14 protein-coding genes are annotated in these 13,624 nt (G+C 38.4%); 11 read left to right on the top strand and 3 right to left on the bottom strand.

Translation table 11 applies throughout. The features are described from left to right. Positions 1 to 10: 10 nt before the first annotated feature. From ACXYSN_RS02810 to ACXYSN_RS02780, 7 genes are all read left to right on the top strand, one after another. Positions 11 to 340, top strand: coding sequence for a metal-sulfur cluster assembly factor (locus ACXYSN_RS02810; RefSeq protein ID WP_441348297.1), 330 nt, complete (start codon positions 11 to 13; stop codon positions 338 to 340). 111 nt (positions 341 to 451) lie between these two features. After that, positions 452 to 1,495: a glycosyltransferase family 4 protein gene (locus ACXYSN_RS02805; RefSeq protein WP_458636407.1), complete on the top strand. Its 1,044-nt coding sequence runs from the start codon at positions 452 to 454 to the stop codon at positions 1,493 to 1,495. 8 nt (positions 1,496 to 1,503) lie between these two features. Continuing rightward, positions 1,504 to 2,820, top strand: a complete 1,317-nt coding sequence (locus tag ACXYSN_RS02800) for a glycosyltransferase family 4 protein (protein WP_458636079.1) — start codon at positions 1,504 to 1,506, stop codon at positions 2,818 to 2,820. A 25-nt stretch (positions 2,821 to 2,845) separates the two neighbouring features. Then, a complete protein-coding gene (locus tag ACXYSN_RS02795; RefSeq protein ID WP_006150624.1) occupies positions 2,846 to 3,037 on the top strand; it encodes a PspC domain-containing protein in 192 nt (63 codons plus the stop codon). A 27-nt stretch (positions 3,038 to 3,064) separates the two neighbouring features. Continuing rightward, on the top strand, positions 3,065 to 3,199 hold the full coding sequence (locus ACXYSN_RS02790; protein WP_000863850.1) for a DUF4044 domain-containing protein: 135 nt from the start codon (positions 3,065 to 3,067) through the stop codon (positions 3,197 to 3,199). Between the two features lie 75 nt (positions 3,200 to 3,274). Beyond that, positions 3,275 to 4,585: a GTPase ObgE gene (gene obgE / locus ACXYSN_RS02785; protein ID WP_458636078.1), complete on the top strand. Its 1,311-nt coding sequence runs from the start codon at positions 3,275 to 3,277 to the stop codon at positions 4,583 to 4,585. A 9-nt stretch (positions 4,586 to 4,594) separates the two neighbouring features. Further along, complete coding sequence (locus ACXYSN_RS02780) at positions 4,595 to 4,750, top strand: hypothetical protein (RefSeq protein WP_458636077.1); 156 nt, start codon at positions 4,595 to 4,597, stop codon at positions 4,748 to 4,750. A gap of 43 nt (positions 4,751 to 4,793) precedes the next feature. On the opposite strand, the gene ACXYSN_RS02775 is transcribed toward ACXYSN_RS02780, so the two are convergent. After that, complete coding sequence (locus ACXYSN_RS02775) at positions 4,794 to 7,073, bottom strand: Xaa-Pro dipeptidyl-peptidase (RefSeq protein WP_458636076.1); 2,280 nt, start codon at positions 7,071 to 7,073, stop codon at positions 4,794 to 4,796. Between the two features lie 171 nt (positions 7,074 to 7,244). On the opposite strand from ACXYSN_RS02775, the gene mutY reads away from it, so the two are divergent. From mutY to ACXYSN_RS02755, 4 genes are all read left to right on the top strand, one after another. Then, positions 7,245 to 8,402, top strand: coding sequence for an A/G-specific adenine glycosylase (gene mutY, locus ACXYSN_RS02770; protein WP_458636075.1), 1,158 nt, complete (start codon positions 7,245 to 7,247; stop codon positions 8,400 to 8,402). Between the two features lie 68 nt (positions 8,403 to 8,470). After that, positions 8,471 to 9,175, top strand: coding sequence for a response regulator YycF (yycF, locus tag ACXYSN_RS02765; protein ID WP_235084093.1), 705 nt, complete (start codon positions 8,471 to 8,473; stop codon positions 9,173 to 9,175). Further along, positions 9,168 to 10,517 carry a cell wall metabolism sensor histidine kinase VicK gene (gene vicK / locus ACXYSN_RS02760; RefSeq protein WP_006150645.1) on the top strand — a complete coding sequence of 450 codons (1,350 nt, stop codon included), beginning with the start codon at positions 9,168 to 9,170 and terminating at the stop codon, positions 10,515 to 10,517. The genes yycF and vicK overlap by 8 nt, the downstream gene beginning before the upstream one ends. A gap of 1 nt (position 10,518) precedes the next feature. Next, positions 10,519 to 11,328, top strand: coding sequence for an MBL fold metallo-hydrolase (locus ACXYSN_RS02755; RefSeq protein WP_006150622.1), 810 nt, complete (start codon positions 10,519 to 10,521; stop codon positions 11,326 to 11,328). 36 nt (positions 11,329 to 11,364) lie between these two features. Here ACXYSN_RS02755 and ACXYSN_RS02750 read toward each other — a convergent pair whose 3' ends face one another. Beyond that, positions 11,365 to 11,712, bottom strand: coding sequence for a thioredoxin domain-containing protein (locus ACXYSN_RS02750; RefSeq protein WP_458636074.1), 348 nt, complete (start codon positions 11,710 to 11,712; stop codon positions 11,365 to 11,367). Between the two features lie 108 nt (positions 11,713 to 11,820). After that, a complete protein-coding gene (locus tag ACXYSN_RS02745) occupies positions 11,821 to 13,539 on the bottom strand; it encodes a phospho-sugar mutase (protein ID WP_458636073.1) in 1,719 nt (572 codons plus the stop codon). Positions 13,540 to 13,624 lie beyond the last annotated feature (85 nt).

Here is a 13,624-nt window from a genome sequence, read left to right as displayed (position 1 = left end):
GAGACTGAATATGACTTACACAGAAGAGCAAATTGAAAATATCAAAACACGGATTTTGACAGCTTTAGAAGAAGTTATTGACCCAGAATTAGGCATCGATATCGTTAACCTAGGTCTGATTTATGAGATTCGTTTTGATGGTGATACAGGAGATACAGAGATCGATATGACTTTGACAACTATGGGTTGTCCATTGGCAGATCTCTTAACCGATCAAATTTATGATGCAATGACAGATGTTCCAGAGGTTACCAACGTCGAAGTTAAATTAGTTTGGTATCCAGCTTGGACGGTTGAAAAAATGAGTCGCTATGCGCGCATTGCTTTAGGAATTAAGTAGAATAAAACAAAAAAAGAGAAATAGCATAATTGTTAGGAATTTCCCTGGCTTTTATGCTATCTCTCTTTTAATTTGCTGATTTTCTTTCAATAAAATGATATAATGGATAGTATGGAAAAAGAGAAATTACGCATCAATATGCTAAGCTCAAGTGAAAAGGTAGCAGGCCAAGGTGTTTCTGGAGCTTACCGTGAACTTGTGCAACTTTTGAAACGTGATGCGAAAGACCAACTAATTGTAACGGAGAATCTTCCTGTAGAAGCTGATGTTACTCATTTTCATACAATCGATCTTCCTTATTATTTGTCAACATTCCAAAAGAAGCGTTCTGGTCGTAGAATTGGTTATGTCCATTTCTTGCCGGATACCTTAGAAGGTAGCTTGAAGATTCCATTCTTCCTAAAAGGAATCGTGAAGCGGTACGTATTTTCCTTTTATGACCGTATGGAACATTTGGTTGTGGTCAATCCTACTTTCATCGAAGATTTGGTTGCAGCTGGGATTCCCCGTGAAAAAGTAACCTATATCCCAAACTTTGTGAATAAAGAAAAATGGCATCCACTTCCTGTAGAAGAAGTAAGTAAACTTCGACATGACATGGGGTTGAGCGAAAATCAATTCGTAGTAGTAGGAGCTGGGCAGGTTCAAAAGCGTAAAGGGATTGATGATTTCATTACACTTGCTGAAGAGTTACCAGATATTACCTTTATTTGGGCTGGTGGCTTCTCTTTTGGTGGTATCACGGATGGTTATGAACGCTATAAAAAAATCATGGATAATCCTCCAAAAAATTTAATTTTCCCTGGGATTGTTGAGCCAGAACGGATGAGAGAGCTGTACGCTTTGGCAGATTTGTTCTTACTTCCTAGTTATAACGAGCTCTTTCCAATGACCATTCTTGAAGCTGCAAGTTGTGAAGTACCCATTATGCTTCGAGATTTAGATCTTTATAAGGTGATTCTAGAAGGAAATTATCGACCAACTACTGATGTGGAAGATATGAAAGAAGCCATTTTGGAATACAGAGCGCATCCAGAAGCACTAAAAGAATTAAAAGAGAGGGCTAAGGCTATTTCTAGAGAATATTCAGAAGAGCATCTCTTGGAAATCTGGCTTAAATTCTATCGGGAGCAAGCAGCTTTAGGAAAAAAATGAGGTAGTATATGCGAATTGGATTATTTACAGATACTTATTTCCCACAGGTCTCGGGTGTTGCGACCAGTATTCGAACCTTAAAAACTGAGCTTGAAAAGCAAGGGCATGCAGTCTTTATCTTTACGACAACTGATAAGGATGTTAATCGCTATGAAGACTGGCAAATTATCCGTATTCCTAGTGTTCCATTCTTTGCCTTTAAAGATCGTCGTTTTGCTTACCGTGGATTTACAAAAGCTCTTGAGATTGCGAAACAATATCAGTTAGACATTATTCATACCCAGACAGAGTTTTCTCTTGGTTTATTGGGAATATGGATTGCACGAGAACTGAAAATTCCAGTTATTCATACTTATCATACCCAGTATGAGGATTATGTTCATTATATTGCTAAGGGGATGTTGATTCGTCCAGGTATGGTCAAATACCTAGTCCGTGGTTTTCTACATGATGTCGACGGAGTTATTTGTCCTAGTGAGATAGTCCGTGATCTTTTATCCGATTATAAGGTAAAGGTTGAAAAGCGTGTCATTCCTACAGGTATTGAACTCGCCAAGTTTGAACGGCCCGAGATTGGTCCTGAACACATTAGTGACTTACGGGATAAACTAGGGATCCAACAAGACGAAAAGATGCTTCTAAGTCTTTCTCGAGTTTCTTACGAGAAGAATATTCAAGCAGTTCTGGCAGCCTTACCAGATGTCTTAAAAGAAGAACCAAATGTTAAATTGGTTGTAGCTGGTGATGGTCCTTATTTGAAAAATCTTAAGGAGCAAGCAGAAGACTTACAGATTCAAGATTCTGTTATCTTTACAGGGATGATTCCGCCAAATGAAACGGCACTTTATTATAAGGCAGCTGATTTCTTTATATCGGCTTCTACAAGTGAGACTCAGGGATTGACTTATCTTGAAAGTTTGGCTAGTAAGACTCCTGTTATTGCCCATGGGAATCCTTATCTGGATAATCTAATCAACAATAAAATGTTTGGAACCCTTTATTATGAGGAAAGGGACTTGGCAGGAGCGATTCTTGAAGCCTTACTTGTTACACCGTCAATGGATGAAAAACACTTAGCTGAAAAATTATATGAAATCTCAGCTGAGAATTTTGGTAAAAGAGTTCATGAATTCTATCTAGATGTCGTTATTTCAAATAATTTTGCCAAAGAAACAAGAACTGACGAACCTGTTACAAAACGTATTTTAAAGACAGTCTTCTATATTCCGCAACAGGCCGTTAAGATGCCAGTTAAAAGTTCTAGACGTATGCTTAAGGCATCAAGAAAACAATTAAAAAATTTAAGAAAATATTTGAATGATTAAATTCTTCCGATGAAAGGATAAAACAATGAATAAGAAATTGATGAGAAGTGGTAGAGATCAAAAAATTGGTGGTGTCTGCGCAGGAGTAGCACATTATTTTAATATCGACCCTACCATTGTTCGTGTTATTTGGGGAGTTTTGGCTTTCTGTTATGGAGCTGGAATCGTTGCTTACTTGATTTTGTGGGCAATTGCTCCTGTATCAGATGAATTTTAAATTAGAGAAAATAATAAAGGAGAGATTATGGCATTCGGTGATAATGGTAAACGTAAAAAAACTTTCTTTGAAAAACTAACAATGTTTGTCGTATTAATCATGTTGTTTGTTACTTTAGCGGGTATTTTTGCGACTGCAATTGGTGTATTTAGCAGATTCTAAATTGCTAGTTGGAGGATATATTTCAAATAGTTGGTGTCTGGGATTTCCCAGCCCTTTTTAAAGCGAGAAGAGAATATGAGTATGTTTTTAGATACAGCCAAGATTAAGGTAAAGGCTGGTAATGGTGGCGATGGCATGGTTGCTTTTCGTCGTGAAAAATACGTCCCTAACGGTGGACCTTGGGGCGGTGATGGAGGACGTGGTGGTAACGTTGTTTTCGTTGTAGACGAAGGTTTACGTACCCTTATGGACTTCCGTTACAATCGTCATTTCAAAGCCCAATCTGGTGAAAAAGGAATGACAAAAGGAATGCACGGTAGAGGGGCAGAAGACTTAATTGTCCGTGTACCTCAAGGGACAACTGTGCGTGATGCTGAGACTGGAAAAGTCATCACTGATTTAATTGAGAATGGTCAAGAGTTTATTGTGGCTCATGGTGGACGTGGCGGACGTGGAAATATCCGTTTTGCAACACCAAAAAATCCTGCGCCAGAAATCTCAGAAAATGGAGAACCAGGTCAGGAACGTGAATTACAGTTAGAACTTAAAATTCTTGCGGATGTTGGCTTAGTTGGCTTCCCATCTGTCGGTAAATCAACCTTGTTAAGTGTTATTACTTCTGCAAAACCAAAAATTGGAGCTTACCATTTTACAACAATTGTTCCTAATCTTGGTATGGTCCGGACTCAATCCGGTGAATCCTTTGCAGTCGCAGACCTTCCTGGATTGATTGAAGGTGCAAGTCAAGGCGTTGGACTAGGAACTCAGTTCTTGCGTCATATTGAGCGTACCCGCGTTATCTTGCATATCATTGATATGTCTGCCAGTGAAGGACGTGATCCTTACGAGGATTATCTAGCGATTAATAAGGAACTTGAATCTTACAATCTTCGTCTGATGGAGCGTCCACAAATCATTGTTGCCAACAAGATGGATATGCCAGAGAGTCAGGAAAACCTTGAAGAGTTCAAGAAAAAATTGGCTGCAAATTATGATGAATTTGAGGAATTACCGCCAATCTTCCCAATCTCAGGTTTGACCAAGCAAGGCCTTGCACCTTTATTAGATGCAACGGCAGAACTTCTTGATAAGACGCCAGAATTTCCAATTTACGATGAATCTGAAATGGAAGAAGAAGCATATTATGGCTTTGATGAAGAAGAAAAACCATTTGAGATTGGTCGTGATGATGATGCAACATGGGTTCTTTCCGGTGAAAAACTCATGAAACTCTTTAATATGACTAATTTTGACCGAGATGAGTCTGTTATGAAGTTTGCCCGTCAGTTGCGTGGTATGGGAGTTGATAAAGCTCTGCGTGCTCGTGGCGCTAAGGATGGCGACCTTGTTCGTATTGGTAAATTTGAGTTTGAATTTGTAGACTAGGAGTTAGCTATGGGTGATAAACCAATATCTTTCCGAGATGCTGATGGAAATTTTGTTTCTGCAGCAGACATCTGGAATGAAAAGAAATTAGAAGAACTTTTTAATCGCCTCAATCCCAATCGTTCATTGAGACTTGCGAGAATGAAAAAACAAGCCGAAGAATAAAAGTACCCGTGATATTTGTATCACGGGTTTTCTAATTAACTAACTACTTTTGATAAGGAATTTCTAGACTAGACTGAGCAAGATCTACAGTTAATTGATAGTCTGTATTATCACGTACCGTAATCTCAAAATCAGTTGTATAAAGAACGAGACGGACTGTATCGCCTTCTTTTAGTTTATAAATAGTTGGTTGTAGTTCAAATTGGAATTCCATCCATTCATCAGCCCTAACTTCTTCAATTTTCAGTAAATCATGGCGATTTTGAAGATTGAGGTAGCCTTTGGTGATAACACGCTGTGCATTTGGGCTAAATGGTAGTTCGCAAAGATTTTCAAGCATGTGGTAACGACCGTTATCGATTGTACGAACGGACAAGACTCCTGGATAAGGTTGAAGATATTTCTTTTGACCAAGTTCGAGAAGTTGAGCAGAAAGTAAGCCTTTGTTTGTACTTGACTTGAGACGAAGATTTAGTTTAACACGTCCATTAAGATGAAGATCCTCTGTCACTGGCAGGTCAATGGTTACCTGATTGACCTTACCTTGATAGAGTTCATTATTAAAGGTTTGGTAAGTTTTTCCGAATCGTTCAAAGTCTGAATCTTGGTAATGGTTTTCAATGACAGCTTCGCCAGTACCTAAAGAGAAAGTTTTATGTTCACTTTGATTTCCAAAGTCATTTAGTTTATGCCATGTTTGAGGAGCAGTATTGTCCTGCCAAACGACTCTTGGAAGTTGGTAGTCAGTTTCTTGCCCCAATAATTTCTGTGTTAAAAGAGCATTCATGGATTCACGGAAATCAATAGACTGCCAGTTGTTCATATAAACATGTGCCCCGTTATGATAAAAGAGGTGTTTATTAATATTGCTTGGAAGAGCATTGAACATTTGATAGACATGTAGTGGTTTGACATTCCAGTCTTGTGAACCGTGAGTAAAGACAACTTCAGCCTTAACCTTAGAAGCGTTAAGGAGGTAGTTTCTGTCATGCCAAAATTGGTTATAATCCCCAGTTTTACGGTCAAGATTTTTCTTTAGTTTTTCTATGGATTTTTTATGAGCCTCGTTTCCACGAATAAAGTCACCAGCTAAGAGATTACGAGAATAAGTTAATTCATCTAATGAATCGAAGTCCTCCCCAGGATAGCCTCCTGGGCTTGTTACCAGACCATTTTCTCGATAATAGTTGTACCAAGAAGAAATACCTGCTTCAGCAATAATGACTTCTAAACCATCAACTCCTGTAGTAGCCAGACCATTAGACATTGTTCCCAGGTAAGAAAGTCCAGTAGTTGCTACTTTACCATTTGACCAGTCAGCTTTTACTTGACGTTCACGAGTATGGTCTGTGAAGGCACGGCAACAACCATTGAGCCAATCAATAACATTTTTATAAGCTTCGACTTGTCGGTAGTCACCATTGGTCATTTGACCTTGAGAATCCTTGGTACCAAGACCTGATACATAGATATTTGCAAATCCTCTTGGAAGGAAGTAGTCATTAAGTGTGTAGCTACTATTGATATGAGTGAGTTTTTCTTCAGCATTAGCAACAAGATCTGCTTCGCCAACTGGATCAACAAAACTAATCCTTGGTTCATTTAAGCTAATCTCGTGCGGTTCTTTAACGGCTAATTTCCCTTCCATCTTGTAAAGGGCTTTATCGCTAGCCTTATCATTGGTTCCTTGATGGTAAGGACTTGCCGTCATAACAGATGGGATTTTCCCATTGTATGCTGGACGAATAATGTTTACCTTAATGAGATCAGGCAGACCATCCTTGTCAGAGTCAACGCGAGTTTCTACATAAACAACTTCACGAATGACATTGTTTGCAGAGAAGGTTGCCAAACTCTTACCATTGAAGTAGTGGTAGTTATTGTCCTCAGGAATAAGATCATCACTCACCAATTGGTCAATCAAGGTATTTCCTTTTTTAGTGCGCGTGTTAAGGAGTTGATAGAGATTATCAATCAAATTTCCGTAAACAATTGGGAATGCTGTATCTTCATGAAAAGCAATACTATTTTCAAAGTCTACTAAGTAACTGAATCCAAGTAACTGGAATGCTACAGTATAGAAAATCTCTGCAGTTAATTCACGTTCTGAATTGAAGAAAGTGAGAAGATCAGTCTCCTTATCAACTGCTAAAGCGGAAAGTGGATAGTCGGTATTTTTGTAATTGAAGAAACAAGTTCTAACAAATGACTCAAACTGTTCTTTATTTGAAGCTGATAGATCAAGTTTAAAGCCAAGATCAGATAATTCCTTTAGTGCTTGTTGATTTGTAACGGGATAATAACTAAATTGATTAAAACGCATTGATATCTCCTTTAAAGATTCATTCAAAAGTCATTATATCAAAAAAATATGGAAAATAACAGAAACAGTTGATAGATATGTGATAGGCGAGTGAAAAGAATCATATGTGGCTAGTATAAAGCCTTATTTCCATTTTTTGAGTATCTTATAAGGATATGCTATACTAGATATATGTTAGATTTGGAGAAATATGGCGTATCCATGTGGGAAGAAGATAAAATTCGCTCTTTTCGCAAAAAGTTATTAGCTTGGTATGATGAAAATAAGCGAGATTTACCTTGGAGAAGAAGCAAGAATCCTTACCATATTTGGGTATCTGAAATTATGTTGCAGCAAACAAGAGTTGATACTGTCATTCCCTATTACGAGCGTTTCCTAGAATGGTTTCCGACTGTAGAGAGTTTAGCAATCGCACCTGAAGAACGTTTATTAAAAGCATGGGAAGGACTTGGTTATTATTCTCGTGTTCGCAATATGCAAACAGCAGCTCAGCAGATTATGAATGAGTTTAATGGAGAAATTCCTTCAACTTACGAAGGAATTTCAAGTCTGAAGGGGATTGGTCCCTATACGGCTGGTGCAATTTCAAGCATTGCTTTTAATCTTCCACAACCAGCAGTTGATGGGAATGTCATGCGTGTTCTGGCTCGTCTATTTGAAGTCAATCATGATATTGGAAATCCTAGCAATCGGAAAATATTTCAGGCTATGATGGAAATCTTGATTGATCCAGATCGTCCAGGTGATTTTAATCAGGCCTTGATGGATTTAGGTTCAGATATTGAGGCTCCAGTTAACCCTAGACCAGAGGATAGTCCTGTTAAAGAATTTAGCGCTGCCTATAAATATGGAACTATGGATCGCTATCCCGTTAAAGCACCAAAGAAAAAGCCGGTTCCTATTTATCTAAATGCTTTAGTGGTACAAAATAGTAAAGGACAGTTTTTACTAGAGAAAAATGAAAGTGAAAAGTTGCTTGCTGGATTTTGGCATTTCCCCTTGATTGAGGTAGAGGAATTTTCAAAAGACGAAGAATTAAATCTCTTTAGTCAAGTGGCTGAATCATTCCAGCAGCTCGGTCCTTCACCTCAAGAAAGCTTTGAGCAGGATTATGATTTAGAGGTTGACTGGCAGGATACCCATTTTGAAGAAGTGAAACATGTCTTTAGCCATCGAAAGTGGCATGTCCGAATTTTAGCCGGGCAGGTAGTTGATGACAAAGAATATAGCGATAAAGAAGTTGTTTGGTTAACTCCAGAAGAGTTTGACCTTTACCCACTAGCAAAACCTCAACAAAAGATTTGGCAAGTGTATTTAAAAAGATGCTGATAATACTAGTCTTTCGTGTCTTCTTTGCATTTTTTTGGTATAATTGATATAAGGAAAAAGGTGACTATATGAAAAAAATATTGATTGTTGATGATGAGAAACCAATCTCAGATATTATTAAGTTTAATATGACTAAAGAGGGTTATGAAGTTGTAACAGCCTTTAATGGACGTGAAGCTATTGAACTGTTCGAAGCTGAAAAACCAGATATCATTATTTTGGACTTGATGTTACCAGAAATTGATGGTCTGGAAGTGGCTAAAACGATTCGCAAGACAAGTAGTGTTCCAATTATCATGCTTTCAGCAAAAGATAGCGAGTTTGATAAGGTTATCGGTCTTGAGCTTGGAGCTGATGATTATGTAACAAAACCATTTTCAAACCGTGAGCTACAAGCGCGTGTTAAGGCTTTGCTTCGTCGTACTGATTTAATAGCAGTGGAGAACCAAGAAGAAGATACAAAATTACAAAGTCTTCAAATTGGGGATTTAGAGATTCTTCCGGATGCTTATGTGGCGAAAAAATATGGTGAAGAATTGGATTTAACTCATAGAGAGTTTGAGTTATTGCATCACTTAGCTTCTCACCTTGGTCAAGTTATTACCCGTGAACACCTTCTTGAAACTGTTTGGGGTTATGATTATTTCGGTGATGTTCGTACTGTTGATGTTACCATTAGACGTCTACGTGAGAAAATTGAAGACACACCAAGCAGACCTGAGTATATCTTGACTCGTCGTGGTGTGGGTTATTACATGAGAAATAATGATTAATATAATTAAACAAACGATTCTGACAAGAGATTTTATCTTTGTTCTCATTTTAATTGGATTTATCATGCTCGTGAGTTTCCTTTTGCTTGAAGGTCGAAGGGATAATATCCGTCTTAAACAGTTAAATCAAAAGGTTAAAGATTTAATTGCCGGTGATTATTCCCAAGTACTGGATATGCAGGGGAATAGTGAAATCACTAATATCACGAATAACTTAAATGATTTGTCAGAAGTTATTCGTCTGACGCAGGAAAACTTAGAGCAGGAAAGCAAAAGGTTGCATAGTATCTTGTCATACATGACTGATGGTGTCCTTGCAACTAACCGTCGAGGCCAAATCACTATGATTAATGATATGGCTAAAAGACAACTTGGGGTAGAAAGTGATGAAGCTCTAAATCAGAATATACTTGAGTTACTTAAGATTGAGGATGAGTACGAACTTAGAGACTTGATTACACAGAGTCCAGAATTGATGATTTATTCTCAAAATGTCAATGGAGAGTATATCAGTTTACGTGTTCGTTTTGCCCTCATACGAAGAGAATCAGGCTTCATTTCAGGGCTTGTAGCTGTGCTTCATGATACGACTGAGCAAGAAAAAGAAGAGCGTGAGAGAAGACTCTTCGTTTCAAACGTTAGTCATGAGTTACGGACTCCATTGACTAGTGTAAAATCTTACTTGGAAGCCTTGGATGAAGGAGCTCTTTCAGAACCAGTTGCACCAGACTTTATTAAGGTCTCGCTTGATGAGACCAATCGTATGATGCGTATGGTGACAGACCTCTTACATCTATCACGTATTGATAATGCAACCAGTCATTTAGATGTTGAATTGATTAACTTTACAGCTTTTATTACTTTCATCCTGAACCGTTTTGACAAGATTCGAGCCCAGGATGAGGAAAAGAAATATGAGATTGTTCGAGATTATCCGATTACATCTGTCTGGATTGAAATTGACACTGATAAGATGACTCAGGTTATTGATAATATTCTTAACAATGCTATCAAGTATTCTCCAGATGGTGGGAAAATTACGGTTAGCATGAAAACCACTGATGACCAGATGATTTTATCTATTTCAGACCAAGGTCTAGGAATTCCTAAAGAAGATTTACCAAAGATTTTTGACCGTTTTTATAGGGTTGATAAGGCTAGAAGCCGTGCCCAAGGTGGTACTGGTTTAGGGCTTGCTATCGCTAAAGAAATCGTCAAACAACATAATGGATTTATTTGGGCTAAGAGTGAATACGGTAAGGGTTCAACCTTTACCATTGTACTTCCTTATGATAGAGATGCTGTGAAGGAAGAAGTATGGGAGGATGACGTAGAAGACTAGAATGAGTGAAACAGGCTTTAAATATAGTATTTTAGCATCGGGTTCTAGTGGGAATTCCTTCTATCTAGAAACCCCTAAGAAAAAGATTTTAGTAGATGCCGGCTTATCCGGTAAAAAAATCACAAGTTTATTAGGTGAAATCAATCGTAAACCAGAAGATTTGGATGCGATATTAATCACGCATGAACACACGGATCACATACATGGTGTTGGAGTTTTAGCGCGTAAATATGGCATGGACCTCTATGCCAATGAGAAAACTTGGCAAGCTATGGAAAATAGTAAGTACTTAGGTAAAGTTGATTCTTCTCAAAAGCATATTTTTGAAATGGGAAAAACCAAAACATTTGGAGATATTGATATCGAGAGTTTTGGTGTTAGTCACGATGCAGCGGCTCCACAGTTTTATCGATTTATGAAGGACGATAAGAGTTTCGTCATGCTGACAGATACAGGTTATGTCAGTGACCGTATGGCTGGTATCGTTGAAAATGCAGATGGCTACCTTATCGAGTCAAATCATGATGTAGAAATTTTGCGAGCTGGATCTTATGCTTGGCGACTCAAACAACGGATTCTTTCTGACCTCGGTCACCTTTCGAATGAAGATGGTGCAGATGCAATGATACGTACACTTGGTAATCGTACCAAAAAAATCTACTTGGGACATTTATCAAAGGAAAACAATATCAAGGAGCTTGCCCACATGACCATGGTCAATCAGCTAGCTCAAGCGGATCTCGGTGTAGGAGTAGATTTTCAAGTTTATGATACGTCTCCTGATACCGCAACACCATTGACAGATATATAAAAAAAGAAGGCAAATGCCTTCTTTTTATTATGCTTTTTACAAACCAGCAAATTCTTTGATTTCTTGTGCAGACATAGAAGAATCACAACGAACCTTGATTTCTCCGTTAGCAACATGTACGAATCCAGGTACTGTAGGGATTTCATAACGTGAGCGGAAGTCTTGCAATGCATCGAGCTGGCTTGGTTCTTCGCTGTTGATGAAGTAGATGTGTGCTTTTGTTTCGGCAACGACACCAGCCAAAGTTCCGGCAAATTTACGGCAGTAAGGACAAGTTTTACGTCCAACAAAGAAAGTTGCAGTTTCTTTGTTATCAAGGGCTTCTTGAGCACGCGCTACAGTTGTAACTTCAAGCTCTTTAATATCTTCTAAGAATTGTTCCATGAGTTTACCTCGCTTTCATTGATAAATCTAGTATGCCATAAAGTTTTTAAAAATGCTTAGATTTGATACGAAAAAAGATGAGATGGTCTATCTCATCTTTTTAAGTTGTTATTTTACAAAAGCGTTGATTTCAGCTTCAATGTTTGCAATTTTGGTTTGTGAATCTTCATTGCTTTCACCAACCACTGCAATATAGAATTTAATTTTTGGTTCAGTACCTGAAGGACGAACAGCAATCCAAGAACCATCCGCAAGTGTGTATTTCAAGACATCACTTGGAGGAGTTGTCAAGGCTGTTACAGTGCCATCTGTAGCAGTAGATGTTTGAGCTTTAAAGTCTTCAACAACAGTAATTGCTGTATTATTGAATTCTTTTGGACCATTGTCACGGAATTTAGCCATAATTGCCTTGATCTGCTCAGCACCATCAACACCTGAAAGGGTAACAGAAATAGTCTTTTCAGCATAGTAGCCGTATTCTTTGTAGATTTCTTCGATACCATCTGCAAGTGTCAAACCACGAGAGCGGTAGTAGGCAGCAAGCTCAGCAACTACAAGAACGGCTTGGATAGCATCTTTATCACGTACGAATGGTTTAATCAAGTAACCGAAGCTTTCTTCAAATCCCATCATGTAAGTGTGATTGTGTTTTTCTTCGAATTCTTGGATTTTTTCAGCGATAAATTTGAAACCAGTCAAAACGTTGAACATAGTTGCGCCGTAGCTTTCAGCAATCTTAGTAACCAAGTCAGTTGATACGATTGATTTGCAGAGGGCAGCATTTTCTGGAAGGGTTCCAGCATTTTTGTGGGCTTCCAAGATGTATTTAGCCATGATAGCACCGATTTGGTTCCCTGAAAGGTTAAGGTAGCTACCGTCTTTTTGAAGAACTTCGACACCAACGCGGTCAGCGTCAGGGTCAGTTGCGACAAGAACATCAGCACCTACTTGGCGACCAAGTTCTTCAGCAAGAGCAAAGGCTGCTTGATTTTCTGGGTTTGGAGATTTCACAGTAGAGAAGTCTGGATCTGGTGTTGCTTGAGCTTCCACGACTTGTACAGAGTCAAATCCTGCTTGAGCAAGAGCACGACGAGCCAACATTTCACCAGTACCATGAAGTGGAGTGTAGACAATTTTCATGTCCTTACCAAATTCTTCAATCAAGGCAGGGTTGATATTTACATCTTTAACTTCTTTGAGGTATTCGGTATCGACTGCTTCACCAATAACTTCAATCAAACCAGATGCTTTTTCTGCTTCTACATCAGCAACTTCAACAGCAAATGGATTTTCGATAGCACGGATGTAGCTAGTCAAAGCGTCCGCATCATGTGGAGGCATTTGGCCACCATCTTCACCATAAACCTTGTATCCATTAAATGGAGCTGGGTTGTGACTAGCTGTAATCATGATTCCTGCAAAACAGTTGAGGTGACGAACAGCAAATGAAAGTTCTGGAGTTGGACGAAGACTTTCAAAGACATAGGATTTAATACTGTGTTTAGCAAGAACTGCTGCAGACTCAAAGGCAAATTCTGGAGAGAAGTGACGGCTATCGTAAGCAATGGCTACACCACGTTCTTTTTCATTTCCCCCTTTTGACTCAATCAAACGAGCCAAACCTTCAGTTGCTTGACGGACAACATAGATGTTAATACGGTTTGTACCTGCACCAATCAATCCGCGCATACCAGCTGTACCAAATTCAAGATTAGTATAGAAGGCGTCTTCCTTTGTTTTTTCATCCATATTTTCTAAATCTTGACGAAGGTAGTCAGGAAGTTCTGCAAAATTTACCCATTTTTGGTAATTTTCTTGATAAGTCATAGGAAATCTCCTTTATTATATATTCTAATCGGCTTCATTATACCATGAAATGAAGTTTTAGTAAAACGTTAGCATGAGTTTCTGA

The organism is Streptococcus sp. V869, from assembly GCF_054353515.1.
Note: the sequence above shows the minus strand (reverse complement) of the source record. Positions and strands in the feature narration are given on the sequence as shown.

Excerpts from the sequence above, each read along its gene's own strand:
- yycF (WP_235084093.1), top strand. The coding sequence starts at position 8,471 with ATGAAAAAAATATTGATTGTTGATGATGAGAAACCAATCTCAGATATT.
- ACXYSN_RS02810 (WP_441348297.1), top strand. The coding sequence starts at position 11 with ATGACTTACACAGAAGAGCAAATTGAAAATATCAAAACACGGATTTTG.
- ACXYSN_RS02790 (WP_000863850.1), top strand. The coding sequence starts at position 3,065 with ATGGCATTCGGTGATAATGGTAAACGTAAAAAAACTTTCTTTGAAAAA.
- ACXYSN_RS02780 (WP_458636077.1), top strand. The coding sequence starts at position 4,595 with ATGGGTGATAAACCAATATCTTTCCGAGATGCTGATGGAAATTTTGTT.
- ACXYSN_RS02795 (WP_006150624.1), top strand. The coding sequence starts at position 2,846 with ATGAATAAGAAATTGATGAGAAGTGGTAGAGATCAAAAAATTGGTGGT.
- ACXYSN_RS02805 (WP_458636407.1), top strand. The coding sequence starts at position 452 with ATGGAAAAAGAGAAATTACGCATCAATATGCTAAGCTCAAGTGAAAAG.
- vicK (WP_006150645.1), top strand. The coding sequence starts at position 9,168 with ATGATTAATATAATTAAACAAACGATTCTGACAAGAGATTTTATCTTT.
- obgE (WP_458636078.1), top strand. The coding sequence starts at position 3,275 with ATGAGTATGTTTTTAGATACAGCCAAGATTAAGGTAAAGGCTGGTAAT.
- ACXYSN_RS02775 (WP_458636076.1), bottom strand. The coding sequence starts at position 7,073 with ATGCGTTTTAATCAATTTAGTTATTATCCCGTTACAAATCAACAAGCA.
- ACXYSN_RS02745 (WP_458636073.1), bottom strand. The coding sequence starts at position 13,539 with ATGACTTATCAAGAAAATTACCAAAAATGGGTAAATTTTGCAGAACTT.
- mutY (WP_458636075.1), top strand. The coding sequence starts at position 7,245 with ATGTTAGATTTGGAGAAATATGGCGTATCCATGTGGGAAGAAGATAAA.
- ACXYSN_RS02800 (WP_458636079.1), top strand. The coding sequence starts at position 1,504 with ATGCGAATTGGATTATTTACAGATACTTATTTCCCACAGGTCTCGGGT.
- ACXYSN_RS02755 (WP_006150622.1), top strand. The coding sequence starts at position 10,519 with ATGAGTGAAACAGGCTTTAAATATAGTATTTTAGCATCGGGTTCTAGT.
- ACXYSN_RS02750 (WP_458636074.1), bottom strand. The coding sequence starts at position 11,712 with ATGGAACAATTCTTAGAAGATATTAAAGAGCTTGAAGTTACAACTGTA.